The organism is Streptomyces sp. NPDC036822 (genome assembly GCF_055609145.1).
Genome location: NZ_JBVJPY010000001.1, coordinates 526632 through 550299 on the forward strand (window position 1 = coordinate 526632; position 23668 = coordinate 550299).

Genomic DNA, 23668 nt, shown 5'->3' on the forward strand with positions numbered 1-23668 from the left:
CTCGCCTTGGATACGCCCTTCTCGACGCTCATCCGCACCGCCTCGCACCAGCAGCACACCGAGGCCGAGACGTCGACCTTCATGAGCGACCTCCTCGGCGGGCGGCTGGCCGTGGACGCGTACGCGCGCTACACGGAGCAGCTCTGGTTCGTCTACCGCGCCCTGGAGGACGGGGCCGAGACGCTGAAGGACGACCCGGTCGCCGGGCCCTTCATACAGCCGGAGCTGTTCCGCACGGCCGCCCTGGAGCAGGACCTCGCCCACCTCCGGGGCCCGGACTGGCGCACCGCGCTCTCCCCGCTGCCCGCGACCGCCGCCTACGCCGAACGGGTGGCGCAGTGCGCGCGGGAGTGGCCGGCCGGATACGTGGCGCACCACTACACCCGCTATCTCGGCGACCTCTCCGGAGGCCAGATCATCCGGGACAAGGCGGAGCGGACCTGGGGCTTCGCGCGCAAGGGCGACGGCGTGCGGTTCTACGTCTTCGAGGAGATCGCCAACCCGGCGGCCTTCAAGCGCGGCTACCGCGAGCTGCTCGACGCCGTGAACGCCGACGACCTGGAGAAGCAGCGGATCGTCGACGAGTGCAAGCGCGCCTTCGACTTCAACGGCGCGGTCTTCCGGGAGCTGGGCAGCGAGTTCCCGCTCAGCGCATGAGCGGGAACGTCGTCGCGTGAGGGCGGGCTTCAGCGCGCGAGGGTGAGGGTCCGCTCCAGGCGGACCCGTCCGCCCAGCTCGATCAGGCCGTCGGGGCCGGGGGCCGTCAGGATCTGCGACCCCCGGCCCTGCGTGATGTTCAGGGCCCGGCCCAGTTCGGCCGTGAGCAGCAGGGCAGCGGCGCCCGTCGCCTCGTCCTCGTCGATGCCATCCCCGCGACCCGGGAAGGCGCGCGCCCGGATCCGGCCGGCCGCCTCGTCCTCCCAGGCCCAGGCATAGATCCACTCCCCCGGCTCGGGCACCTCCAGTGCGTCGACCTCAGCGGCCGATCCGTGCCGCCGCAGAGTGCGCGGCGGAGCCCACTCGGCCCGCGCCTCGATCCAGGTGAACTCCCCGTCCCCCCGCGTCCAGACCTCGCCGGCCGGCGGCTGGACGACCTCCAGATCGAGCAGCCAGGCCGCGCCGACGAGCGGATGACCGGCGAACGGCAGCCGCACACCGGGCGTGTAGATGTCGACGTCCCCGCGCTCCGGGTCGTCGACGAACACGGTCTCGCTGAAGCCGAGTTCCTTGGCGAGCGCCTGCCGGGACGCCTCGTCGGGATACGTACGCCCCTCGCGTACGACCCCCAGGGCGTTGCCGTACCGGCCGTCGCCCGCACAGAAGACGCGCAGCACGTCGATGTCGGTGGCGCTACTCGTCACGGTCGTGTTCATGGCGGAATTCAAGCATCCACGCGTCCCACTCGGCGGCAGCACCCGGAATCGGCCAGGCGAACGTGCGGGCTTCCTCGTACGGAAGGTCCGCGACCGTCCAGCCGTACCGCTCCGCCACGTCGGCCCGCTGCCGCTCGGGGTCGGGCCCGCGGAAGCCGCGTTCCAGCATCCCCTGGACGTACGTGCCGACCGAGGCGGTCGACTCGGTCAGCCACTGCTCGTCGTGTCCGGCGGCCAGCACGATCGCGCGCGGGTCCCGCCCCTCGGCGAGCGCGGCCACCGCGCGGTCGTGGCCGTCCAGCAGCAGCCAGCCGTCGAACGCCGCCCTCCCGGGCCCTCAGCACCCAACGCCCTGCGTGCAGCGGGCCCTCCTCCGCCGCCTCCAGCCGACCCGCGTACCGGTGCGACCAGTCGGGCCCCCGCCGGGCCTCGTCCGCGCGCATCGGCGGCAGCGGCGAGCGGTAGCCCTCGCGGCGGTGGACCCGCACCCCGCCCCGGTCCTCGTCCACCCGCGCGAGCAGCACCGGGCGGTCGCCCTGGCGCAGGAGCATCCGACGGCCGTCCGTCATCTCCATGCGCAGGGGCGGGGGTTCGAGCGGGCCACCTTCGACGTGCAGGACGAGGGCCCCGGGAAGGTTCTCTCGGCGCAGGCGCTGGGACATGTCCCGCACGCTAGCCGGGAAGGCGGCGGGGCCGCACCGCCGTTTCCGGTGCGCGTCGGTCACGGGGTCGATCGCGGTGGCCGGCTGGTGGAACGCTCCGCGCCAGAACGGACAAATCCGGCCCCTTGACCCGTACTTGACCTCCCTATGGGGCACCGATGAGAGCACTGTGACCTTGCCGTGCCCGGAAGGCGAACGTGAGAGCCGTATCACTGGACGCCCCGGTTTGCGTGAGGTAAGCCTCGGTTAAGTTAGGCCCGCCTCACCGTGTCCCCGCCCTTCCTGGAGCCCCTATGCGACCCGTCCGTCTCTCCGTCGTCACCGCCGCCGCCACCGTGGCCGCTCTGACCGCCGTCACCGGCTGCACGGAGAAGAGCGACGCCAAGGGCGGCGACGGCTCCGTCCGCGTCGTCGCCACGGACGACTCCTGCGAGGTCTCCGCGAAGGAGTTCCCCGCGGGCCATGTGAAGCTCGCGGTGGAGAACCGGGGCACGAAGGTCACCGAGGTGTACGTCCTCTACCCGGACGACCGGATCGTGACCGAGCGGGAGAACATCGGCCCCGGCACCAAGGCCACCATCACCGCCGAGGTCAAGGCCGGCGCGTACGAGATCGCCTGCAAGCCCGGCATGACGGGCGACGGCATCCGCCAGAAGGTCACCGTCACCGGCGGCGCCGCGGCCGCGAAGCGGTCCCCCGAGATGGACGCCGCCGTCGCCGCGTACCGCCAGTACGTGCAGGCGCAGGCCGACGGCACCCTGCCGAAGGTGAAGGTCTTCACCGACGCCGTCCGGGCCGGTGACATCGAGGGCGCGAAGAAGGCGTACGCCGACTCGCGCATCGGCTGGGAGCGCACCGAGCCGGTCGCGGAGTCCTTCGGCGACATCGACCCGAAGGTCGACGTCCGCGAGGACGGCCTCGAGGAGGGTCAGGACCCGGCGAAGGACTGGACCGGCTGGCACCGCCTGGAGAAGGCGCTCTGGCAGGACAAGAAGATCGGCGACGCGGAGAAGAAGCTCGCCGACACCCTCGACAAGGACCTCGCGGACTGGGTGAAGCGCGTCGGCAAGGCCGACATCACCCCCACCTCGATGGCCAACGGCGCCAAGGAGCTCCTGGACGAGGTCGCCACCGGCAAGGTCACCGGTGAGGAGGAGCGCTACTCCCACACCGACCTTGTCGACTTCAAGGCGAACGTCGAGGGCGCGCAGAAGTCCTTCGAGCTGCTCAAGCCGGTCGCCTCGAAGAACGACCCGAAGCTGGTCGCCGAACTGGACAAGCAGTTCGCCGCGCTGAACACGCTGCTCGACAAGTACCGCGCGGACAAGGCGAGCTACGTCTTCACCTCGTACGACAAGGTCGGCAAGGCCGAGCGCAAGGAGCTGTCGGACGGCGTCAACGCGCTGGCGGAGCCGCTCTCCAAGCTCGCCGCCGCGGTCGTGAAGTAGAAGCGGAAGCGGAAGCAGGGGACGGGGACATGTCCGAAGAGAACACAGACTGGGCCCGGGCGGGCGACGCCCTCCCGGCCGAGGAGACGGGCGGCGGGACGGCCACCCGCCGGACGGTTCTCGGCTGGGGCGGTGCCGGGCTCGCGCTCGGCGCCGTCGCGGCCGGCGGCGCCGTCGCCGTGACCCGCGCCGGTGACCCCACCGTGCCGGCCGCCGACAGCGGCGCGGCCGTCCCCTTCCACGGCCCCCACCAGGCGGGGATCGCGACCGCCGTCCAGGACCGGCTGCACTTCGCCGCCTTCGACGTGAGGACGACCGACCGCGCCGAGCTGGTCAGGCTCCTGCAGGACTGGACGCGGGCGGCCGAGCGCATGACGGAGGGCCGCGAGGTCGGCGAGGGCGCGTACGGCGGTCTGCCGGAAGCGCCGCCGGACGACACAGGCGAGGCCCTCGGCCTCAAGCCGTCCCGGCTCACCCTCACCATCGGCTTCGGGCCGTCCCTCTTCGACGGCCGGTTCGGGCTGAAGGACCGGCGGCCGGGCGCCCTGGTCGACCTGCCCCGGTTCCCCGGGGACAATCTGGACCCGGCCCGGGGCGGCGGCGACCTGTGCGTCCAGGCGTGCGCGGACGACCCGCAGGTCGCGGTGCACGCGATCCGCAACCTGGCGAGGATCGGCTTCGGCAAGGTCGCGGTGCGCTGGTCGCAGCTGGGCTTCGGGAAGACGTCGTCGACGACCCCGGACGCCCAGACCCCGCGCAACCTCTTCGGCTTCAAGGACGGCACCCGCAACGTCGCGGGGACCGACACGGCCGCTCTGGACCGGCACGTGTGGGTCGCCGCCAAGGACGTCCCGGGCCGGGCCGCGTGGATGACCGGGGGCTCGTACCTCGTCGCCCGCCGGATCCGGATGAACGTCGAGACGTGGGACCGGACTCCGCTCCAGGAGCAGGAGGACATCTTCGGCCGCGACAAGCGCGAGGGCGCTCCGGTCGGCAAGGCCCGGGAGCACGACGAGCCGTTCCTGAAGGCGATGAAGCCCGAGGCGCACGTCCGGCTCGCGCACCCCGACTCCAACAACGGGGCGACGCTCCTGCGCCGGGGCTACTCCTTCACGGACGGCACGGACGGTCTGGGCCGGCTGGAGGCGGGGCTGTTCTTCCTCGCGTACCAGCGGGACGTGCGGACCGGCTTCATCCCCGTGCAGACGTCGCTGGCGCGCGCGGACGTCCTCAACGAGTACATCCAGCACGTGGGTTCCGCCCTGTTCGCGATCCCGCCCGGCGTCCGCGACAAGGACGACTGGTGGGGACGGGAACTGTTCGCGTGAGCGCCGTCATCCGCCGTTACCGAAGGGAGCCGGCGTGTTCGGCAACTACCTGATCGGCCTGCGCGAGGGGCTCGAGGCCTCCCTGGTCGTCTGCATCCTCGTCGCGTACCTCGTGCGGACGAAGCGCCGTGACGCCCTGGGGGCGATCTGGACCGGAATCGGGGTCGCCGTCGCGCTGGCCCTCGGCTGCGGCTTCGCGCTCGAGTTCGGCTCCCAGGAGCTGACGTTCGAGGCGCAGGAGCTGCTCGGCGGCTCGCTCTCCATCGTCGCGGTGTGCCTGGTGACGTGGATGGTCTTCTGGATGCGGCGGACGGCCCGGCATCTGTGGCGGGAGCTGCACGGCAGGCTGGACGAGGCGTTGCGGATGGGCACGGGCGCGCTCGTGGTCACCGCGTTCCTGGCCGTGGGCCGGGAGGGGCTGGAGACGGCGCTGTTCGTGTGGGCGTCGGTGCGCGCCTCGCAGGACGGCACGTCCGCCCCGCTGGCCGGGGTGCTGCTCGGCATCGGGACGGCGGTCCTGCTCGGCTGGCTGTTCTACCGCGGCGCCCTCAAGATCGACCTGGCGCGGTTCTTCACCTGGACCGGCGGCATGCTGGTCGTGGTGGCGGCCGGGGTGCTGGCGTACGGGGTGCACGACCTCCAGGAGGCGCGCTTCCTCGGAGGTCTGGCGGACAAGGCGTTCGACATCTCGGCCACGATCCCGCCGGACAGCTGGTACGGCACGCTCCTGAAGGGTGTCTTCAACTTCCAGCCCGACCCGACGGTTCTTCAGGTCACGGTGTGGGCGCTCTACCTGATCCCGACGCTCGCGCTCTTCCTGGCCCCGGTAGGGTCGGGTCCGTCCGAGAGGGACGAGCGGGTCGAGGGGCAGAAGGCAACCGATGAGAAGGCTGGGGCGACCGCTGACGGCGGTCGTGACGACGACGGTGCTGGCGCTGACGGCGAGCGGCTGCGTGACGGTGCACGGCGAGCTGGAACTGCTGCCGGCGGCGACGAAGGCTGAGGCCGAACAGGCCCTCCAGGACTTCACGAACGCGTACAACAAGTCCGACAAGGCGAACGACCCGGCCTTCTCCGCCGGCCGGGTCACCGGGCCGCTCGGCGAGATCAACCAGGCGGGCCTGAAGTCCCGTTCGGTCACCAGCCCGGGGAACAACGCGAACCACCGGCCGCTGGAACTGGCGGACGCGACGTTCGTGGTGCCGAAGAAGGCGGGCTGGCCGCGCTGGTTCGTGGCGGACACCGACTCCAACCGGGACACCGACCAGGGCGCCGGGGACACCCGCTGGCTGCTGGTCTTCGTCCGCAACGGCGCCGACCAGCTGTGGGAGGTCGCCTACCTGGCGGTCCTGACCCCGGACGAGGTGCCGGTGTTCGCGACGGAGGGCGGGTACGCCGTGCCGGTCGCCGCCGACTCGGGACGGCTCGCCGTCGCGCCGAAGGACCTGGGCGGGAAGTTCACCGCCTTCCTCCAGGGCGGGGAGCAGGCGCCGTTCGCCGCGGGTCCGCACACGACGGCCTGGCGCGAGCAGCGGCAGCGGTCGGCGAAGCGGGCGGGGCTCGCGACGCAGTACCTGGACCGGGCCGAGAACTCCGGGGACTTCGCGCCGCTGGCCCTGGCCACGGAGGACGGCGGGGCGCTGGTGTTCTTCGCGACCCGGTACTTCGAGCGCCAGACGGCCGCGCAGGGCTACCGGCCGAAGGTGGGCCCGGAGGTGAAGGCCCTGATGACCGGCGAGGTGAAGAACACGGTCACCAAGGAGTGGGTGACGAGCCAGGCGGTGCTGGCGAAGCCGGCGGGCACGGATCGCGACGGGGTCGTGGTCGTGAGCCGGCTCCAGGGCGTGACGGGGGCGGTCGGCTCCTAGGGAGCGCCGTCCCCGCCCGCCCTCAGCGGCCCAGGGGCCAGGCCGCCTCGCGGTCGGAGCGGCGCTCCTCCTCGGTCTGGACGGCGGCGTGCCGCGCGCAGGCCTCGGTGAGGGTCTCCAGCAGGTTCAGCGGGTCGGGCAGGGCGTGCTCCGGGCCGCGGACCCAGGCGACGGACGGCTGCGCGTCCTCGTCACCCAGCAGCCGCGCGGGCGGTACGAGCACATAGCTGCCGCGGCAGTGCCAGCGCAGCCCCGGGTGCTCGTCCATGGTCTCGGGGTGGCAGTCCAGCTCGCAGGGCCACCACTCGTCCTCGTCCTCGGGGGTGCCCCGGGTCGCGGTGAAGAAGAGCATCCGCCCACCGTCGCCGGCGCTCTCCCCCGCCTCGGCGACCGGCCCGACCTCGACGCCCTCGGCGAGCAGCCGCTCCAGGGCGTCGCGGCCGGCCCGCAGGGGGACGTCGAGGACGTCGTGGACCATGCCGGTGGCGGTGATGAAGTTCGCCTCGGGCTGGGCGAGGGCCCAGCGCTGGATCTGCGCGCGGTCGGTGGTCGACTGGGTCTGCCAGGCGAAGGAGACGGGATGCCGGGCCGGGGTGGGACAGCCGACGCGTTCACAGGAACAGCGGTATCCGACGGGGTACGCGGCGGGGGCGATGGGCATTCCGGCGGCGGCGGTGGCCAGGAGCAGGGTCTCGCGGTGGTTCTCGTCGTCGGCGGAGCCCGTGCGTTTGGGGCGCCTGCGGAGCCACTGTGCGAGTTTGCTCTCCGTGCCGCGGTAGCGGCCGATACCGTCGCCCATCTATCCCCTCACACCTCATGCTCGCCCGTTCGGCTCTCCCATGGTCCCACCATCCTGCGCTCCGGGTGACCGGACCGCTCAACCGGGGTGGGTCAACCTCGTGGCGCGAGCCCCCGCAGCGCGTACCGGACGAGGGTGTCGGCGTAGGCGTGGGTGAGCGGCAGCGTGCGGTGGAGCCAGCGGTGGTTCAGGGGGCCGACCAGGAGTTCGAGGGCGATGCGCGGGTCGACGTCCGGGTCGATGTCCCCGACGGCCTGGGCCCGCTCGATGCGGCGTACGTAGTACTGGAGCTGGGGTTCGAGGAGCGCCTCCACGAACCGGGCGCCGAGCTCGGGGTTGACGATGCCCTCCGCGGCCAGGGCCCGGGAGGGGGCGTCGTAGACGGGGTTGTTCAGCTCGTCGACGGTGGCCCGCAGCACGTACGAGAGGTCGGCGGCGAGGTCGCCGGTGTCGGGGATCTCACTGTCGGCGTCGCCTCCCAGCGCCTCGTTGGCCTGGGCGGCGAGGTCGAGGAAGGCGTCGAGGAGGACGGCGGCCTTGGAAGGCCACCAGCGGTAGATGGTCTGCTTGCCGACACCGGCGCGGGCGGCGATGCCCTCGATGGTGGTCTTGGCGTAGCCGGCCTCGGAGACGAGGGCGAGCGCGGCGTCGAAGATGGCGCGGCGGGAGCGCTCGCTGCGGCGGGAGGCGTCGGGCGCCTTGCCGTCGGGAAGCTTGGTGTCGGACATGCGGCCAATCTAACAGCGTACGAGACGCCACGTCTCGCGAGGGGGCGATACGGCGCTCGGGGGTCGTCCGCACAGGGCGCCGATATTCGGCCGAATCACCCGAACGGTTCACTGCGCGGACGCCGGAGAGGGCGGACCATGGGGTCCATCCCACCCACGTCCGTGAGGAGCCCTCATTGCGCCACACTCCGCGCGAGGCTTCGCCCCGCCGTTATCTGATGTGCCCACCCACGCACTTCCAGGTGACGTACTCCATCAACCCCTGGATGGACCCCACGAAGCCGGTCGACCTGCCGCTCGCCCACGCCCAGTGGGAGGACCTGGTGGACCGCTACCGCTCGCTCGGCCACACCGTCGAGCTGCTCGAGCCGCATCCCGACCTGCCGGACATGGTCTACGCCGCGAACGGCGCGACCGTGGTGGACGGCCGGGTGCTCGGCGCCCGGTTCGCCTACCCGGAGCGCGCGGGCGAGGCGGCGGCCCACCTCGACTGGTTCCGCGCCCACGGCTACACCGACGTGCGGGTGCCGGAGCACGTCAACGAAGGCGAAGGCGACTTCGCGGTCACCTCGTCGTGGATCCTGGCCGGCCGGGGCTTCCGCGCCAGTCCGCTGTCGCACGGCGAGGCGCAGGAGTTCTTCGGCCGTCCGGTGCTCGGCCTCGACCTGCTGGACCCGCGCTACTACCACCTGGACACGGCCCTGTGCGTCCTGGACGACACGCGCGACGAGATCATGTACTACCCCGGCGCCTTCTCCCCCGGCAGCCGGGCCGTCCTGGCCCGTCTCTTCCCCGACGCGCTGATCGCGACGGAGGAGGACGCCGCCGCCCTGGGTCTGAACGCGGTGAGTGACGGACTGAACGTCCTGCTCCCGCAGGCGGCGGTCGGCCTGTTCGCCCCGCTCCGGGAGCGCGGCTACACCCCGGTGGGCATGGACCTGATGGAGCTCCTCAAGGGCGGCGGCAGCGTCAAGTGCTGTACGCAGGAGCTGCGCGCCTGACCCGCCACCGTCCCGGGCGGCGCCCTGGCCTCACTCCGGGGGCCAGGGGTCGCCCCACTCCACGTCCCTCGCCGCCTTGTACAGCGTCCCGTGCCGCTTGGTGACCGTCTCCCGGGCGAGACCGTCCGGTCCGCAGAGGTCCAGCAGGACCTGGCCCTTGCGGATCTGGGGCCTGCGGGTGACCCGGGCGGCGGCCGGGGCCACCGGGAACCTCGTCGCGGCGACGTAGCTGAACTTCTCGTCCTCGTAGGGCAGCGAACCGCCCTTCACCTGCCGGTGGAGCGACGACCGGCTCACCCGCGCCGCGAAGTGGCACCAGTCCGTGCCGGGCTCGATCGGGCAGGCACCGCTGTGCGGGCAGGGCGCGGCCACGGTCATACCGGCCTCGACGAGGAGCGTGCGGGCCGCGATGATCCGTTCGTAGCCGTCGGGCGTGCCCGGCTCGACGATCACGACCGCCCGCGCCACCCGCGCCGCCTCGGCGACGACCGCCCGGCGGTCCGCCTCGGTCAGCTCCTTCAGGACGTACGAGACCGTGACCAGGTCCGTGTCGTCGAGCGTGAGGGAGCCGCTGATCCTGGCCCGTCGCCACTCCGCGTCGAACACGCCGTCCGCCAGCTCCCGGCCCAGGGCGAGCGCCGGCTCCGCCCAGTCGAGCACCGTCGTCCGCGCCCCGCCGTCCCAGGCCTCCGCGACCGCCCAGCTCGCCGCGCCCGTGCCCCCGCCGATGTCGGTGTGCGTGGCGGGCTGCCAGTCGGGCGCCGCGTCCCGGAAGGCGTCGAGCGCCGCCCGTACCGCCTCGAACGTGGCCGGCATCCGGTAGGCGGCGTACGCGGCGACGTCGGAGCGGTCGCGCAGGACGGGCGCGTCGGTCGGAGTGGTCCCGCGGTAGTTGGCGATCAGCCGCTCGACGGCCTGGGCGGCCTGCCGCGGCGGCAGGCCGCCGAGGAGTCCGGCGAGGGCGGCGCGCAGCGCGTCGGCGGTGGGAGGGGGCGGGGGTGCGGCGTTCACCCCCGTATTTTAGGCGGCCCGCGAGGCCCGCCAGGGACGGCACATCCCCAGGAAGCAGGCGAGGGCCGCGACCGCGCACACCAGCTGCGTCACCGCCATCGGCACGGCTGTCGCCTCGCCCGCGATGCCCACGAGCGGTGAGGCCACCGCCCCGATCAGGAAGGAGGAGGTGCCGAGCAGCGCGGCGGCGGAGCCCGCCGCGTTCGTGGTGCGCATCAGGGCCTGCGCGTTGGTGTTGGGCAGGGCGAGACCCATCGCCGACATCAGCACGAACAGGCCCGCGGCGATCGGCACGAGGCCCGGGTCGCCGAACACGCCGCTGGTCATCACGACCAGGGCCACCGCGGCCAGCAGGATCACGCCCAGGCCGAGGCCGAGCGTCTTGTCGAGGCTGACCCGTCCGACGAGCAGCTTGCCGTTGACCTGGCCGACGGCGACGAGCCCGATGGAGTTCAGCCCGAAGAGCAGGCTGAAGGTCTGCGGCGAGGCGCCGTAGATCTCCTGGACGACGAACGGCGAGGCCGAGATGTAGGCGAAGAGCGCGGCGAAGGCGAGCCCGCCGGCCAGCATGTACCCGGTGAACACGCGGTCGGCGAGCAGTCCGCGCATGGTCCGCAGCGCCTCGCCGACGCCGCCCGCGTGCCGCCGCTCGGGCGGCAGCGTCTCGTCGAGGAACCTCCACACCACGACGGTGAGCAGGACGCCGATGACGGCGAGGACGTGGAAGACGCCCCGCCAGTCCGTCACGCGCAGGATCTGTCCGCCGATGAGGGGCGCGACGATCGGGGCGGCGCCGGAGATCAGCATCAGGGTGGAGAAGAACCGGGCCATCTCGACGCCGTCGTACAGGTCGCGGACGACGGCGCGCGCGATCACGATGCCCGCCGCGCCCGCCAGGCCCTGGAGGAGACGGAAGGCGATGAGCAGTTCCGCCGTGGGCGCGAGGGCGCAGACGGCGGTGGCGGCGACGTACACGACCATGCCGACGAGCAGGGGGCGGCGGCGCCCCCACTTGTCGCTCATGGGGCCGACGACGAGCTGGCCGAGGGCCATGCCGGCGAGGCAGGCGGTGAGGGTGAGCTGGACGGTCGCGGCGGGTGAGCGCAGCGACTGTGTGACCTCCGGCAGCGCCGGCAGGTACATGTCCATGGAGAGCGGCGGAAGGGCGGTCAGACCGCCGAGGACGAGAGTGACGAGCAGCCCCGTGCGCCGGGCTGCGACGACGGGGGTGGTGGCTATGGGGCCTTGCGCGGTGGTCCGGCCGCTCTCCGGCATCGACTGCTCTCCACTTCGTTGAAACTTTCCCTATGCTCTCAGCTCGTCCGGAGTGGTCGAGACCTTTTTGGGGTGGGGCACGGGCGCCCCGCGGGCACCGCCGGCCTCCGCCGCTTCGTACGCGGCAGGTCGGTAGTGAACCGCGCCGCGATACCCCCCGTCGCCGGCACGCCCCACCGTACGGTGGCCGGTCACGCCTGCTTGAGGCCCGGGTCACCGGCCTCGGTGACGTAGGACGCGGCCGTGACGACCGGGGCGCCCGGGGTCGTCACGGCCGCGACCGTACGGAAGTCCGCGCGGGCGCTCTCCTCGCCGAGGGTGACCGTCACATAGCCGCGCCGCCCGTTGTAGAACCGCAGGTGCGGGTTGGCCGTGGTGAGGTCGTCGTAGTTGGCGGGCCGGTCGGCGCCGTCCTTGCCGCTGCTGATGGAGGTGGCGACGATCTCGGTGCCGACGGTCCGGGAGGCCGGGTCGCGGAAGTCGGCCTTGATGTCGAGGCCGTAGCCGACGTGGACGTCGCCGGTGAGGAACATCAGGTTCTCCACACCGGCCGCGGCCGCTCCGTCGAGGACGCGTCGGCGGGACGCCGGATAGCCGTCCCAGGAGTCCATGGACACCGTGTACCCGGCGGTCGGATTGCTGCGGCGCTCGGAGAGGACGACCTGCTGGGGGACGACGTTCCACCGCGCGTCGGAGGCGCGCCAGCCGTCGAGCAGCCACCGCTCCTGGGTCGCGCCGGTCATGGTGCGGGCGGGGTCCTCGGACTCCGGGCCCGGGACCCGCCAGCCGTCGCCGTACGCCTGGTCGGAGCGGTACTGGCGGGTGTCGAGGATGTCGAACTGGGCGAGCCGGCCGAAGCGCAGGCGGCGGTAGAGCCGCATGTCGGGGCCGTCGGGCCGCTGGGGCGCCCGCAGGGGCTGGTTCTCCCAGTAGGCGCGGTAGGCGGCGGCGCGGCGGAGCAGGAACTCCTCCGGCGGGACGTCGTTCTCGGGGGTCCCGTCCGCGTAGTTGTTCTCGGTCTCGTGGTCGTCCCAGGTGACGACGAAGGGGTGCGCGGCGTGAGCGGCCCGCAGGTCGGGGTCCGACTTGTAGAGGGCGTAGCGGAGCCGGTAGTCCTCCAGGGTGAGGGTCTCCCGGTTGAAGACGGCGGGCAGGCGCCGGTCGGTGTAGGCGCGGGCGCCGCCGGTGGCGTTCACGGCGTACTCGTAGAGGTAGTCGCCGAGGTGGAAGACGACGTCGACGTCCTCCTGGGCGAGGTGGTGGTAGGCGGTGAAGTAGCCGTCGTGGTACGCCTGGCAGGAGACGGCGGCGAGGGTGAGCGCGGAGACGCGGGCACCGGCGGCGGGCGCGGTGCGGGTGCGGCCGACGGGGCTGATCCAGTCACCGGCGCGGAAACGGTAGAAGTACACGCGGCCCGGGGCGAGGTGGTCGATCTCGACGTGGACGGTGTGGTCGAACTCCGGGTGGGCGGTGGCCTTGCCGCGTCTGACGACACGGGTGAAGCGTTCGTCGTGGGCGAGCTCCCAGCGCACGGCGACCCGCTCGCGGGGCAGTCCGGCGCCGCTCTCGAAGGGGCGGGGCGCGAGCCGGGTCCACAGCAGGACCGAACCGGGCAGCGGGTCGCCGGACGCCACCCCCAGGGTGAACGGGTCCTCGGTGATCCGGCGGCCGTCCGACTCGGCGGCGCTCGCCGCGCCGGCGGCCGGCAGGTTGACGGCGAAGGCGAGGGCCGCGGCGGCCCCGGTGACGGTGAGGAAACGCCGGCGGCCGAAGTGGCGTGCGGCGGCGCGGAGTTCGGCGGTGTGGGTGTGCGTGGTCGGCATGTGCCCCTCCCCAGACGGATGATGTCCGTCCGGTATTGGAGTGGCCCGGGACGACCCTGGGTTGTCGGGTACAGAACATCCGCGTGTCGGACGGATGAGTTCCCTGTGCACCGATCTCCCGTACGCTGCGCGCCCATGAGCATCGCAGTGGTGACGGGAGCGGGTTCGGGCATCGGCCGGAGCGTGGCACGGGCCCTGGCCGAGGCGGGCTGGTCGGTGGCGCTCGCGGGCCGTCGACGGGAGCCCCTGGAGGAGACGGCGGCGGCCGTGCCGGACGGGGCGGCACTGTGCGTCCCCACGGACGTGACGTCACCGACCGAGGTGGCGGCGCTCTTCGAGGCGGTACGCGACCGGTTCGGCCGGGTCGACCTGCTCTTCAACAACGCGGGCACGTTCGCCGGCGGCGGGGTCCCCGTCGAGGACCTGGAGTACGAGACCTGGCGCTCGGTCGTGGACGTGAACCTGACGGGGTCGTTCCTCTGCGCCCAGGCGGCGTTCCGCGCGATGAAGGCCCAGGACCCGCGGGGCGGCCGGATCATCAACAACGGCTCGATCTCGGCCCATGTCCCGCGTCCGCACTCGATCGCCTACACGGCGACGAAGCACGCCATGACGGGCCTGACGAAGTCGCTGTCGCTGGACGGGCGGCCGTACCGGATCGCCTGCGGGCAGATCGACATCGGCAACGCGGCGACGGAGATGACGGCCCGGATGCAGACCGGCATCCTGCAGGCCGACGGCGAGCTGGCGACGGAACCGGTGATGGACGCGGCGGACGTGGCGGCGACGGTGGTGCACATGGCGGGGCTGCCGCTGGAGGCGAACGTGCAATTCGCGACGGTGATGGCGACGACGATGCCGTACATCGGGCGGGGCTAGCCGAATCGACCCCCGGGCCGGGCGGGGCCGGGCCGGGCAGGGCTCCTCCGCCGGGGCCGGACCGGACACGACCCCTCCGCCGGGCCCCCGGCCGGGCACGGCTCCCGCGGCCGGGGATCCGCCCGGCGCCGGGCGGCGGGGCGCGTCAGGAGCGTCGCGCCCGCGCCCGCCGGGCGGACGCCGGCACGGCCCTCAGGCCTGGCCGGTCTCGAAGCGGATGATCTTCCCGTTCTCGACGACGAAGCGCCAGCGGGTGCGCATCTCGCCCCAGGAGTCGTTGCGGAACCGGGCGACGAGGGCGTGTCCGTCCTCCTTGACGGACTCGATCTCCATGTGTCCGCGCGAGGCGAAGATCTCCTTCTCCGTCCACTCGGCGAGGTCGCGGTCGGACCCGTCGTCGGACATGGTGGCGCCGGGCGCCAGAGCGGCCTGGAAGGCGGCCTGGTCGTTGGCGTTGAGCGCGCTCACGAAGGCGCGTACGGCGGGGTCACTGAGCTTGTCCACGGGGATGGTCATGGGCCTACCCGTACACCGCCCGGCCCCGGTAGCGGCGGATCCGGGCCGCGGACGCGGCGCGCGCGGTGGACGGACTGGGCCACCTGGGCCAGCGGAGGCACGGGAGCCTGATGCGTCGGAGGCTCTTGGGGCGGGCCCCCCGAAGGGGCAGACGAGTCGGGCTGTACGCCGGGTTCTGTACCCCGGGACCTCGCGGTCGTCGGGGTGACGGCCATCCATCTAGGACCGGCGTTGCCACCGGTCTCGTGCGGTCTACCCGCGAACTCGGGCGAGCAGCCCTCGATCGTCCGCGCAGGGCCGTCCGAGGACGACCCCTCTTGACCTTGCTCCGGGTGGGGTTTACCTAGCCGCCTGAGTCACCTCAGGCGCTGGTGGTCTCTTACACCACCGTTTCACCCTTACCGAGGACCGAGGTCCCCGGCGGTCTGTTTTCTGTGGCACTGTCCCGCGGGTCACCCCGGGTGGCCGTTAGCCACCACCCTGCCCTGTGGAGCCCGGACGTTCCTCGGGAGGATCCGAGGATCCCCACGCGGCCGCCCGCCCGGCTCGTCTGCCGTGCCGCCCATGCTACCCGCCGTGCCGGCCCGGCTTGACCTTGTCGCGGCGTCAGGGCTTGTACGGGGCTCGTGCGCATCGGCGAGATCGTCGCGCTCGTCGGGGTCACCCCACGGGCCGTGCGGCACCACCACCGGCTGGGGCTGCTGCCCGAGCCGGAGGGCTGCACCTCGCCGTCGGCTCGCGGACCTCCCGCACCCTCGAGCTGACCGCACCGGTGCACGCCCCGCCTCCTCGACGCGCCCCGGCCGGTGCGGGTCGTGCGCTGTCACGCGGACGATGCCCGCGCCTTTCTCCCCGCCGTCACGCGGGCGCGAACAGCACCTTCGCCCGCCCGGGATCCGCCTGGGTCAGCCTCACCCGGAGCCATTCGCCGAGCGGCAGCCGCGCCTCGCCGCCCTCGATCCTGGCGACGACCGCGGGGTCGTCCAGGTGGACGGTGCCGACGCCCGGTTCGCGCTCCTTCACGTCGATCACGTACGCGTCGAAGACCTCGCCGACGCGCCCGCTCATCAGCGCGGCCTCGACGATGTCGACGGTCTCGCGCTCGACGCCGTTGGCCCGCCGCGAGCCCTCCGCCATCTCCCCCGGCAGGGCGTCGAGCGCCGCCCGAACCCACTCCGGCGGCTCCTCGCCCGCCACCGCGGCGAGGCACAGCTCCCCCGCGTAGCGGTCGACGAGCCGCCGCAGGGGCGCGGTGCAGTGGGTGTACTCGTCGGCGACGGCGGCGTGGACGGCCGGGGACGGAAGGGCTCCGTCGGTGAAGACGGTGTAGCCGGCGCCGCGCAGCAGGGTGGTGCACTCCTGCAGGAAGGCGGCGTGCCGCGGGTTCGCGGGGTCGACGGAGCGGACGACGTCCGCGTACGAGACGTGGTGCGGCCAGTCGACCCCGAGGGCGTGCGCGGAGCGGCGCAGCCGGGCCACGGCACCGTCGGGGGCGGTCGGCAGCGTTCGCAGGATCCCGGTTCCGGCGGCCGTCATGAGGTCGGCGGCGGCCATGCCGGTGAGGAGGGAGATCTGGGCGTTCCACCCGTCGGCGGGGAGCGGGGCGCGGTACTCCAGGGAGTAGGTGTGGTCCCGCTCGACGACCTCCTGCTCGGGGACGTTGAGGGAGATCCCGCCGCGCTCGGTCTCCAGCGCCTCGCGGAGCCGGCCGATCTCGCGCAGCAGGGCGACGGGTTCCTCGGCCGTGCCGGCGTCGATCCGCGCCTGGACGCCCGCGTAGTCCAGCTTGGCGCGGCTGCGGACCAGGGCCCGGCGCACGTCGGTGGCGACGCGGCGGCCCTCGGCGTCGAGGTCGATGCGCCACAGCAGCGCCGGACGGGTCTCCCCGGGCAGGAGGCTGGCGGCGTCCTCGGAGAGGACGGTCGGATGGAGGGGCACCCTGCCGTCGGGGAGGTAGAGGGTGAGGACCCGGCGGTGCGCCTCTGTGTCGAGGGCCGATCCGGGGGTGACGAAGGCGGCGACGTCGGCGATGGCGTAGTGGACGCGGTAGCCGCCGTCGGCGCGGCGGGCCAGGTGCATGGCCTGGTCGAGATCGGTGGAGGTCCGCGGGTCGAGGGTGAAGAAGGGGAGGTCGGTGGCGTCGTGCCCGGGAAGTCTCGGGGCCTTCGCCGCGGCCTCGGCCTCGGCGAGGACGGCGGGCGGGAAGGCCTGCGGGATCGCCGGTTCGGTACGGAGTGCGCGCAGGGCGGCCCGCAAGGGAGCCTCGGCTGCGCCGGTCACGTGAATGGGGCGGCGGGGCATGGACCGAGCCTAGAGGCGGGGACCGGGCCCGGCATGTCGGATGGCCGGGCCTCGCCGCCCCGGGGGCGGGCGGCCACGCGCGGTCGGGGTCGGGGCGCGCACGGTCGGGGGCGGGGCGCCGGCTTTGTAGGCTGAACAGTCGGGGCCGCACCCCCACCCCCGTACGTACGAAGGAGAACCGCCGTGCTCGTGCTGTTGCCGCCCTCCGAAGGAAAGGCCTCCTCGGGCCGCGGTGCGCCGCTCAAGCCGGAGTCGCTCTCGCTGCCCGGCCTGGCCGGGGCGCGCGCGGCGGTCATGGACGAGCTGGTCGACCTGTGCGTCGCGGACGAGGAGAAGGCGCGCGAGGTGCTCGGTCTGAGCGAGGGGCTGCGCGGCGAGGTCGCCAAGAACGCCGGGCTGCGGACGGCGGGGGCCCGGCCGGCCGGGGAGATCTATACGGGCGTGCTGTACGACGCGCTCGGTCTGGCCTCGCTCGACGCGGCGGCCCGCAGGCGGGCGCGGGGGTCGCTGCTCGTCTTCTCCGGGTTGTGGGGCGCGGTCCGGGTGGACGACCGAATTCCGTCGTACCGCTGCTCGATGGGCGTGAAGCTGCCGGGCCTGGGCGCGCTGGGGGCCCACTGGCGCGGGGCGATGGCATCCGTCCTGCCGGAGGTGGCGGGGGACGGGCCGGTGCTTGACCTGCGCTCGTCGGCGTACGTGTCGGCGTGGAAGCCCAAGGGCGAGGTGGCGGCGCGGACGGCGACGGTACGGGTGCTGCATGCGCCGACCCGGAAGGTGGTCAGCCACTTCAACAAGGCGACCAAGGGCCGGATCGTGCGGAGCCTGCTGGAGGCGGGGGCGGAGCCGAAGGGGCGGGAGGAGCTGGTGGAGGCGCTGCGGGACCTCGGCCACGTCGTGGAGGAGGGCAGGGCCGGCGTCCTGGACGTGCTGGTGGACGAGGTCCACTGACCGCCGGTCTCCTCACACGAACCCGCCCATTGCACTGTGCGCAACGGTCGTTGCGTGGATCGCTCACCGTCGGCAGGATGGGCACCATGCCGAGCGTGCTTGACCTTGCCCCCGTCGTCCCCGTCGTCGTGATCGAGGACGCGGCCGACGCCGTGCCCCTCGCCCGCGCCCTGGTCGCGGGCGGGCTGCCCGCGATCGAGGTGACCCTGCGGACCCCCGCCGCACCGGCCGCCATCCGCGCGATCGCCACGGAGGTCCCGGAGGCGGTGGTCGGCGCGGGCACCGTCATCTCGGCGTCCGGTGTCGCGGACGCGGTGGCGGCCGGGGCGCGCTTCCTGGTGAGCCCGGGGTGGACGGACGGCCTCCTGGACGCGATGCGGGCGTCGGGAGTGCCGTTCCTGCCGGGCGTCTCGACCACCTCGGAGGTCGTCGCCCTGCTGGAGCGGGGGGTGACCGACATGAAGTTCTTCCCGGCCGAGGCGGCGGGCGGCGTCCCGTACCTGAAGTCGCTCGCCGGGCCGCTCCCCCGGGCCCGCTTCTGCCCCACCGGCGGGATCTCGCTCGCCTCGGCCCCGTCCTACCTCGCCCTGCCGAACGTCGGCTGTGTCGGCGGTTCGTGGATGCTGCCGGGCGACGCCCTCGCGGCCCGCGACTGGGCCCGGGTCGAGTCCCTGGCGCGGGAGGCGGCCGGTCTCGCGCCCACGGCGGGCGGAGCGGGCGTCACGACGGCCTGACCGCTCGCCCGTGGGCGGCGGCGTGGAACGCCTCGGCGTCCTCGGTGAGGTGCCGGGCCGTGGCGTCGACGGTGCCGGGGGTCGTCCGGGGGTGTCCGGCGCTCAGGCCGGACCAGGCCGCCGCGCCCTCGGCAGGATCGGCAAGACACCGCCTACGAGCGGCGCGAGGGGCGGGGCCACGGCTTGTCCGGGCCCCGCCCCTCACCGCTCGCGGTGGTTCACCTCAGGTGCGAGGTGTCGTTCAGGAGCCGTACGGAGGCGTTGCCGTCGGCGTAGTACGCGATCGCCGACAGCGAGGCGGCCGAGAGCTCCATGCGGAACAGCGACTCCTGCGGGGCGCCGAGCGCCAGCCGGATCAGGGTCTTGATCGGCGTGACGTGCGTGACCAGCAGCACCGTACGGCCCGCGTGGGCCGCGGTCAGCCGGTCGCGGGCGGCCGAGACGCGCCGGGCGACGGTCGCGAAGCTCTCGCCGCCGCCGGTGGGCTCGGCCTTCGGGGAGGCGAGCCAGGCGTCGAGGTCATCGGCGTACCGCTCCCGCACCTCGGCGAAGGTCAGCCCCTCCCAGGCGCCGAAGTCGGTCTCGCGCAGCCCGTCCTCGACACGGACGTCGAGCCCCAGGCGGGCGGCGACGGTCTCGGCGGTCTGCCGGCAGCGCTTGAGCGGCGAGCTGACGATCTCCTGGACGGTCCCGCGCGCGCCGAGCGCGGCGGCCACCGCCTCGGCCTGGCGCATCCCGGCGGCCGACAGCTCGGGGTCGGTCCCGCCGCTTCCGGAGAACCGTTTCTCGGGCGTCAGCGCGGTCTCGCCGTGCCGCAGCAGCACGAAGGTCGCGGGCGTCCCCATGTCGGGCGCCCCCCAGCCGGGCGCGGACGGCGCGGTCGTGGCGGCCCGTCCGGCGTCGCCCCGGCCGGTGTGCGCCAGGACGCCCGCCTCGGCCTCGAAGTCACCGCTCGCCACGGCGGAGGCGCCGCCGCTCGCGTCACGCTCGGCCGTGCCGGCCGCGGCCAGCGAGGCACGGGCCTGGACCGCGATGGCCTCGTCGGCGGCGAACAGCCCGTCGTCGGACGGTGCGGCCGCATCGCCGCCCGCGCCCCGGCCCGTGGCGGGACCGCTCGCCGTCCCGCCGCCCGCGCCGGAACCCGTGGCGCCCGACAGGGCCGCCCGGGCACGGGCCGCGCCCGCCGTGGCGTCTCCGGGCGGACCCGCCGGGGGCGAGGTCGCCGCGTTGCGCGCCGCGCGCGCGTCCAGGGCCGCCGCGGACGCCGAGGGCTGCCACTGCTGCCCCCGCTTGCCCGCGTCCATGGCCTCGTTCGCGAGGCGGTCGGCGTGCTTGTTCTCCGCGCGCGGGATCCATTCGTAGCGGACCCGGCCCGCCGGAAGGATCCGCGCCGCCTCGGCGGCGAGGGGCTTCATGTCGGGGTGCTTGATCTTCCAGCGGCCGGACATCTGCTCGACGACCAGCTTGGAATCCATCCGCACGTGCACCAGCGCGTCGGGGAACAGCTCGCGCGCCGCTTTCAGGCCGGCGATCAGGCCCTTGTACTCGGCGACGTTGTTGGTGGCCACGCCGATGTACTCGGCCGCCTCGGCGAGCGTCTCGCCCGTGACCGGGTCGAGGACCACCGCACCGTAACCGGCGGGCCCCGGGTTGCCCCGGGAGCCTCCGTCCGCCTCGACGATCAGTTCCCTCACCGTCATTACAAGCCGGACTCTGCCGTGCGGACGAGGATGCGGCGGCAGTTCTCGCAGCGCACCACCGTGTCGGCCGCGGCCGCGCGGACCTCGTTCAGCTCGGTGATGTTCAGCTCGATGTGGCAGCCCTCGCACTTGCGCTGGTACAGCCGCGCCGCACCGACGCCGCCCTGCTGCTGGCGCAGCTTCTCGTACAGCTTCAGCAGGTCGGCGGGGACCGAGCCGGCCACCAGCTCGCGCTCCTTGCCGACGGTCGCGGCCTCCGCGTCGAGCTCGCCCTGCGCGGCGTCGCGCCGGGCGGTGGCGTCGTCGGTCTTGGCCTGGACGGCGGAGGCGCGCTCGGTCAGCTCGGCGACCCGCTCCTGCGCGGACTCACGGCGCTCCATGACCTCCAGGACGATGTCCTCCAGGTCGCCCTGGCGCTTGGCGAGGGAGGCGATCTCCCGCTGGAGGCTCTCCAGGTCCTTCGGGGAGGAGACGGCTCCGGAGTCGAGGCGCTGCTGGTCGCGCACGGCGCGCTGGCGCACCTGGTCGACGTCCTGCTCCGCCTTGGTCTGCTCGCGTGCGCAGTCGCTCTCCTCCGTCTGCGCGGCGACGAGCAGGTCGCGCAGCTGGGTGAGGTCCTTGGTCAGCGACTCGATCTCGGCGTGCTCGGGCAGGGACCTGCGCTTGTGGGCGAGCTGCTGCAGGCGGACGTCCAGGGCCTGGACGTCGAGAAGTCGGATCTGGTCGGCGGGCGCGGCGTTCAGTTGGGGGCTCCAGGGGAGGTGTGGTGGGAAGACCAGGGGTCGGTGACCGTCGTCGAGACGTGGACCCTGAGGTCCCAGCCGTGACGGTCGGAGATGGCGTCGAGCTGGGCGGCGGCCTGCTCGCACCAAGGCCACTCGGTGGCCCAGTGGGCGGCGTCGACCAGCCCCAGCGGGGAGTGCTGGGTCGCCTCGGACACGGGGTGGTGGCGGAGGTCGGCGGTGAGGAAGGCGTCCACGCCGGCGGCCCGCACCGCGTCGAAGAGGCTGTCGCCGGACCCGCCGCTGACGGCGACCCTGCGCACGGTCATGGCGGGGTCACCGGCGACGCGGATGCCCTGCGCGGTGGCGGGCAGCCGCTTCGCGGCGCGGGCCGCGAACTCCCCGAGCGTCTCGGGGTGGTCCAGCTCACAGATCCGGCCGAGGTTGTTCTCGGGGACCAGGGGGCCGGTGACCCGCAGGTCGAGGGCTCCGGCGAGGGCGTCGGAGACGCCCGGGTCCGCGGTGTCGGCGTTGGTGTGCGCCACGTGCAGGGCGATGTCGTGCTTGATCAGGCGGTGCACGACCCGGCCCTTGAAGTGGGAGGCGGCGACCGTCGTCGTACCCCGCAGATAGAGCGGGTGGTGGGTGACGATCAGGTCGGCGCCAAGCTCGATCGCCTCGTCGGCGATCTCCTGGACGGGGTCGACGGCGAACAGGACGCGGCGGACGTCGGCGTCCGGGTCGCCGCAGACCGTGCCGACGGCGTCCCACTGCTCGGCCCGCTCGGGCGGCCAGAGGGCGTCGAGTGCGGCGATGACTTCAGACAGACGGGGCACGGGGGAAAGGCTACCTGCCTTGCGCGCCCTGCCGTCCTGCCTGTGGGCAGCGATGATTCCGCTTGCTCGCGGGCCGCTTCCCGAAGGGCGGGAGGCGGCCGGTCGCACCGGCCGCCTCCCGGCCCTCCGCAGCACAACGCCCTCGGCCCGCTCAGCCGAACCGGCACTTGGCCACCCTTATGTGTGAAGCGGGCGGGGTCGTGTTGTTCGGCTGGAAGTGCGAAAACTAGCGTCGGTGGCCGGAGGTGACGAGTCGATGACAGCCTGTGCCATCGAGACCGCGGCGGAGGACGACGGCGCGATGTGGCCGACGAGGTTCACGATCACGGCGAACGGCGCGTACGCGGCGCGGCTCGCGGGTGTGGGGGACGCCCTGTACGCGGAGCGGTGGACGCTCGACGGGCCGGAGCCGTACGCCGTACCGCTCCCCCTCGACCAGCCCGAGGAGCCGAGCGCGCGGCTGCTGCCGCTGGCGGACGGCCGGGTGCTGATCGAACGCCGGGTGGACGGCCACCGGCACACGTTCTCCCTGCTGTACCCGACCGGCCCGGGGACGGGTGAGCTGTCGCTTGGCGCGGTCGAGGCCGAGGAACTGACGCTGCTTCCGCCGTCGCCGGACGGCATCTGCGCGTACGCGATGTGCGTCGGCCGGGACACCACCACGCTGTGGCTGGTGGCGGGCGGGGCGTTCGGCCCCGAGCGGGTCGCGGAGGTCAGGGGCCGCTGCTCGGGCGGGGTCTGGCTGGACCGCACGGGGCGGATACTCGCCCTCGACCGGCGGCTCGACGGCGGCCCCGTGAAGGCGGTGACGGTCGACCTGGAGCGGGGCGGCGAGGTGACGCCGCTGCTCCAGATCACCGAGGAGAGCACCGACCGGCTGCTGATGGCGGATGCCGACAGCGGCCTGCTGCTGATCCGCTCCGACGCGCCGTCCCCGGGCCACGAGCGGCTGGGGTGGGGGGTGCTCGGGAGTCTGCTGCCGGTCCGCTTCCCCGACTGCCTGCGCCTGGACGACGCGGCGGTGACGCCGTTCGCGGTGCAGCCGGGGCAGGTGCTGATGCCGGAGAGCTGCGCGGTGGCGCTGCGGATCGACGCGGCGGCGGGGAGCTGGGTGGGCGTGTGGCGCCCGTCGAGCCGCCGGATGCACCACCTCGCGGCGCCGGCGGGGTGGCCGGCCGGATCCGGGTTCTGGACGCCGCAGGGCGTTCTCCGGCTGCCGTTCGCGACGGACGAGGTGCGGTGCGGGCTGGTCGATCTGGAGGTGCCGGCCGACCCGGAACCGGCGCCCCCGGAGCCGGTCGTGTGCCGCCCGGTCCCCTTGCAGCAGGCACCCCTCACCGACCGCAAAGCGGCTGGTTAGACTCACGGCCGCATGGCAACAGCGATCAGTACGGGGTGAGTTCCACCATGTCGGAAGCACGCGGGGACGGGATGGAGCCGCACGGCTCCGGTAGGCACCGTGGCGAGGCGGCGCCGTCGGAGGACTCGACGTCCTCCGCACACGGCCGCCACCGCCGCGACCCGGAAGAGCGGTGACGGCGAACGGGCCCCGGGGGCTCCCCCCGGGGCCCGTTCGCTTCCGCGGCCCGGTCCCTGACGCGGCCCGTGTCCTGCGTGACCCCGTTCGCTTCCGCGGCCCGCTTCCTGACGGGGCCCGCGTCCTGCCGGGGCCCGTTCGCTTCCGCGGCCCGGTCCCTTCCGGGCCTCCTGCCCTAC

22 protein-coding genes, 1 other RNA gene and 1 pseudogene are annotated in these 23668 nt (G+C 73.7%); 11 read left to right on the forward strand and 13 right to left on the reverse strand.

Annotation, left to right across the window (positions count from 1 at the left end; genetic code table 11):
- Positions 1 to 6: 6 nt before the first annotated feature.
- Complete coding sequence (locus ACZ68P_RS02435; RefSeq protein ID WP_471001364.1) at positions 7 to 657, forward strand: biliverdin-producing heme oxygenase; 651 nt, start codon at positions 7 to 9, stop codon at positions 655 to 657.
- A gap of 29 nt (positions 658 to 686) precedes the next feature.
- Here ACZ68P_RS02435 and ACZ68P_RS02440 read toward each other — a convergent pair whose 3' ends face one another.
- Both ACZ68P_RS02440 and ACZ68P_RS02445 read right to left on the reverse strand, forming a co-directional pair.
- A complete protein-coding gene (locus ACZ68P_RS02440; protein WP_471001367.1) occupies positions 687 to 1373 on the reverse strand; it encodes a PhzF family phenazine biosynthesis protein in 687 nt (228 codons plus the stop codon).
- Complete coding sequence (locus tag ACZ68P_RS02445; protein WP_471001370.1) at positions 1351 to 1653, reverse strand: hypothetical protein; 303 nt, start codon at positions 1651 to 1653, stop codon at positions 1351 to 1353. The genes ACZ68P_RS02440 and ACZ68P_RS02445 overlap by 23 nt, the downstream gene beginning before the upstream one ends.
- Before the next feature lie 675 nt (positions 1654 to 2328).
- On the opposite strand from ACZ68P_RS02445, the gene efeO reads away from it, so the two are divergent.
- The 4 genes from efeO to ACZ68P_RS02465 are packed head-to-tail and all read left to right on the forward strand — an operon-like array spanning position 2329 to position 6679.
- The gene (efeO, locus tag ACZ68P_RS02450; RefSeq protein WP_471001372.1) at positions 2329 to 3483 is read left to right on the forward strand and encodes an iron uptake system protein EfeO; all 1155 of its coding nucleotides are present in this window, start codon (positions 2329 to 2331) and stop codon (positions 3481 to 3483) included.
- A gap of 29 nt (positions 3484 to 3512) precedes the next feature.
- On the forward strand, positions 3513 to 4811 hold the full coding sequence (efeB, locus tag ACZ68P_RS02455; RefSeq protein ID WP_471001375.1) for an iron uptake transporter deferrochelatase/peroxidase subunit: 1299 nt from the start codon (positions 3513 to 3515) through the stop codon (positions 4809 to 4811).
- A 34-nt stretch (positions 4812 to 4845) separates the two neighbouring features.
- On the forward strand, positions 4846 to 5814 hold the full coding sequence (gene efeU, locus ACZ68P_RS02460) for an iron uptake transporter permease EfeU (RefSeq protein WP_471001378.1): 969 nt from the start codon (positions 4846 to 4848) through the stop codon (positions 5812 to 5814).
- Positions 5702 to 6679, forward strand: a complete 978-nt coding sequence (locus ACZ68P_RS02465) for an SCO2278 family lipoprotein (RefSeq protein ID WP_471002403.1) — start codon at positions 5702 to 5704, stop codon at positions 6677 to 6679. Before efeU ends, ACZ68P_RS02465 begins: the two co-directional genes overlap by 113 nt.
- 22 nt (positions 6680 to 6701) lie before the next feature.
- On the opposite strand, the gene ACZ68P_RS02470 is transcribed toward ACZ68P_RS02465, so the two are convergent.
- Positions 6702 to 7478 carry a bifunctional DNA primase/polymerase gene (locus ACZ68P_RS02470; protein WP_471001381.1) on the reverse strand — a complete coding sequence of 259 codons (777 nt, stop codon included), beginning with the start codon at positions 7476 to 7478 and terminating at the stop codon, positions 6702 to 6704.
- 92 nt (positions 7479 to 7570) lie between these two features.
- On the reverse strand, positions 7571 to 8206 hold the full coding sequence (locus tag ACZ68P_RS02475; RefSeq protein WP_471001384.1) for a TetR/AcrR family transcriptional regulator: 636 nt from the start codon (positions 8204 to 8206) through the stop codon (positions 7571 to 7573).
- Between the two features lie 176 nt (positions 8207 to 8382).
- Here ACZ68P_RS02475 and ddaH point away from each other — a divergent pair, with 176 nt between their 5' ends.
- Entirely contained in the window at positions 8383 to 9207 is an 825-nt protein-coding gene (ddaH, locus tag ACZ68P_RS02480; RefSeq protein ID WP_471001387.1) for a dimethylargininase, read from the forward strand.
- A gap of 30 nt (positions 9208 to 9237) precedes the next feature.
- Here ddaH and ACZ68P_RS02485 read toward each other — a convergent pair whose 3' ends face one another.
- From ACZ68P_RS02485 to ACZ68P_RS02495, 3 genes are all read right to left on the reverse strand, one after another.
- Entirely contained in the window at positions 9238 to 10218 is a 981-nt protein-coding gene (locus ACZ68P_RS02485; RefSeq protein WP_471001389.1) for a small ribosomal subunit Rsm22 family protein, read from the reverse strand.
- Between the two features lie 9 nt (positions 10219 to 10227).
- Positions 10228 to 11493: a multidrug effflux MFS transporter gene (locus tag ACZ68P_RS02490; RefSeq protein ID WP_471001392.1), complete on the reverse strand. Its 1266-nt coding sequence runs from the start codon at positions 11491 to 11493 to the stop codon at positions 10228 to 10230.
- 191 nt (positions 11494 to 11684) lie between these two features.
- A complete protein-coding gene (locus tag ACZ68P_RS02495) occupies positions 11685 to 13316 on the reverse strand; it encodes an alkaline phosphatase D family protein (RefSeq protein ID WP_471001395.1) in 1632 nt (543 codons plus the stop codon).
- A gap of 135 nt (positions 13317 to 13451) precedes the next feature.
- On the opposite strand from ACZ68P_RS02495, the gene ACZ68P_RS02500 reads away from it, so the two are divergent.
- Positions 13452 to 14195 (forward strand): SDR family oxidoreductase, encoded by a 744-nt coding sequence (locus tag ACZ68P_RS02500; protein WP_471001398.1) that lies wholly within the window; start codon positions 13452 to 13454, stop codon positions 14193 to 14195.
- Between the two features lie 192 nt (positions 14196 to 14387).
- On the opposite strand, the gene ACZ68P_RS02505 is transcribed toward ACZ68P_RS02500, so the two are convergent.
- Both ACZ68P_RS02505 and rnpB read right to left on the reverse strand, forming a co-directional pair.
- Positions 14388 to 14711 carry a nuclear transport factor 2 family protein gene (locus tag ACZ68P_RS02505; protein WP_471001401.1) on the reverse strand — a complete coding sequence of 108 codons (324 nt, stop codon included), beginning with the start codon at positions 14709 to 14711 and terminating at the stop codon, positions 14388 to 14390.
- 148 nt (positions 14712 to 14859) lie between these two features.
- Positions 14860 to 15260, reverse strand: an RNA gene (rnpB, locus tag ACZ68P_RS02510) — RNase P RNA component class A.
- 77 nt (positions 15261 to 15337) lie between these two features.
- Here rnpB and ACZ68P_RS02515 point away from each other — a divergent pair.
- Positions 15338 to 15424 (forward strand): annotated as a pseudogene (locus ACZ68P_RS02515) (MerR family DNA-binding transcriptional regulator); the annotation flags it as partial.
- A gap of 145 nt (positions 15425 to 15569) precedes the next feature.
- Here ACZ68P_RS02515 and ACZ68P_RS02520 read toward each other — a convergent pair.
- Positions 15570 to 17012, reverse strand: coding sequence for an RNB domain-containing ribonuclease (locus tag ACZ68P_RS02520; RefSeq protein ID WP_471001404.1), 1443 nt, complete (start codon positions 17010 to 17012; stop codon positions 15570 to 15572).
- Between the two features lie 183 nt (positions 17013 to 17195).
- Here ACZ68P_RS02520 and yaaA point away from each other — a divergent pair, with 183 nt between their 5' ends.
- Together yaaA and eda are read left to right on the forward strand one after the other, a co-directional pair.
- Positions 17196 to 17960, forward strand: coding sequence for a peroxide stress protein YaaA (yaaA, locus tag ACZ68P_RS02525; RefSeq protein WP_471001407.1), 765 nt, complete (start codon positions 17196 to 17198; stop codon positions 17958 to 17960).
- Positions 17961 to 18046: 86 nt separating this feature from the next.
- Positions 18047 to 18694, forward strand: coding sequence for a bifunctional 4-hydroxy-2-oxoglutarate aldolase/2-dehydro-3-deoxy-phosphogluconate aldolase (gene eda, locus ACZ68P_RS02530; protein ID WP_471001410.1), 648 nt, complete (start codon positions 18047 to 18049; stop codon positions 18692 to 18694).
- 218 nt (positions 18695 to 18912) lie between these two features.
- Here eda and ACZ68P_RS02535 read toward each other — a convergent pair whose 3' ends face one another.
- Genes ACZ68P_RS02535 through ACZ68P_RS02545 form a run of 3 tightly spaced genes read right to left on the reverse strand, consistent with a single transcriptional unit; the run spans position 18913 to position 21952 of the window.
- Entirely contained in the window at positions 18913 to 20388 is a 1476-nt protein-coding gene (locus tag ACZ68P_RS02535; RefSeq protein ID WP_471002406.1) for a bifunctional RNase H/acid phosphatase, read from the reverse strand.
- 5 nt (positions 20389 to 20393) lie between these two features.
- Positions 20394 to 21137 (reverse strand): zinc ribbon domain-containing protein, encoded by a 744-nt coding sequence (locus ACZ68P_RS02540; RefSeq protein ID WP_471002409.1) that lies wholly within the window; start codon positions 21135 to 21137, stop codon positions 20394 to 20396.
- Positions 21134 to 21952, reverse strand: a complete 819-nt coding sequence (locus ACZ68P_RS02545; protein WP_471001412.1) for a Nif3-like dinuclear metal center hexameric protein — start codon at positions 21950 to 21952, stop codon at positions 21134 to 21136. Before ACZ68P_RS02545 ends, ACZ68P_RS02540 begins: the two co-directional genes overlap by 4 nt.
- Positions 21953 to 22208: 256 nt before the next feature.
- Here ACZ68P_RS02545 and ACZ68P_RS02550 point away from each other — a divergent pair, with 256 nt between their 5' ends.
- A complete protein-coding gene (locus ACZ68P_RS02550; protein ID WP_471001415.1) occupies positions 22209 to 23312 on the forward strand; it encodes a hypothetical protein in 1104 nt (367 codons plus the stop codon).
- The last annotated feature ends 356 nt before the right edge of the window (positions 23313 to 23668 follow it).